We start from the raw sequence: 827 nt of genomic DNA, 5'->3' as shown, positions 1-827 counted from the left end.
GGTGAGCAGATCCGTAACGGCCGGGGTGAGGAGCGTAGGGCGGCCCGGCTGACGGCGCGGCTTGCGACGGGCGGGCTGAGTGCTGTTCGTATAAGTCATGGGCGCGGACCGTACAGACCGCTGCCGCTACCGTCTCGGGCTGCACGGGACTTCTGGAGCCGCCCCATCGCGCGCGAGATACACGATCACGTCGCTTGCGTCTCGGGCTCGCCGGCATCGTGGGAAGAAGAAGCCACCCGCCCCCGCGAGGAGCACCGCCTGGTGGTGAAGGAGACCCGGCGGCCGGCGGCCTCTTCGCCCAGGCCGGGACGGAGCTGGGTCCACCGCGCGGGACCCAGCGACACCGGAAGTAGAGGTGAGGGAGCAGGGTGCGATCTGGTCGCGAGCGGCGCGGGCGCCCGCCGGGCTTAGCGCCGAGGCAGCCCCAAGACCATCAGCCAGACCTGGACCGCGAACATGAACAGCTCGGCGCCGGCCTGGGTCTCGCCCATGGCGAAGCACACCGTCGCCGCCGCGAAGGCAGTCGTGCCGATCCAGAAGACGCCGATGCGGCTGTGGGTGTAGACGAATCGGGCTGCCTCGGCCCGCTTGGCGCGGCGGCGCCTACGACGCAGTTCCTTCAGGTCCCGCTTGCGGCGCGCGATCTCGCGCTCGGTGGCTGCGATCAAAGCGTCGTACGGAAGAAGGTTATGGTCCCCGCCATCGGGCTGGGGGATCATCATCGTCATGGGGCTGTCCTTGGCTTGGCGTTCCCACCACTCGTCGTAGCGTCCAACTCTCCGAGCAGGGTGCCGGGGTTCTTGTAGACCGGCACCAATAGGACGCGG

The 827-nt window shown here is 69.3% G+C and carries 1 protein-coding gene; it reads right to left on the bottom strand.

Annotated elements, in window-relative coordinates:
• Positions 1-407 precede the first annotated feature (407 nt).
• A complete protein-coding gene (locus tag BFF76_RS30740) occupies positions 408-728 on the bottom strand; it encodes a hypothetical protein (protein WP_065849520.1) in 321 nt (106 codons plus the stop codon).
• Positions 729-827: the final 99 nt, after the last annotated feature.

This window comes from Streptomyces mutomycini (assembly GCF_001700505.1).
GTDB classification, from domain to species: Bacteria; Actinomycetota; Actinomycetes; order Streptomycetales; family Streptomycetaceae; genus Streptomyces; species Streptomyces mutomycini.
Note: the sequence above shows the minus strand (reverse complement) of the source record. Positions and strands in the feature narration are given on the sequence as shown.

What these genes read in the sequence shown, in the direction of transcription:
- BFF76_RS30740 (WP_065849520.1), bottom strand. Translation starts at nt 728, where the DNA reads ATGACGATGATGATCCCCCAGCCCGATGGCGGGGACCATAACCTTCTT.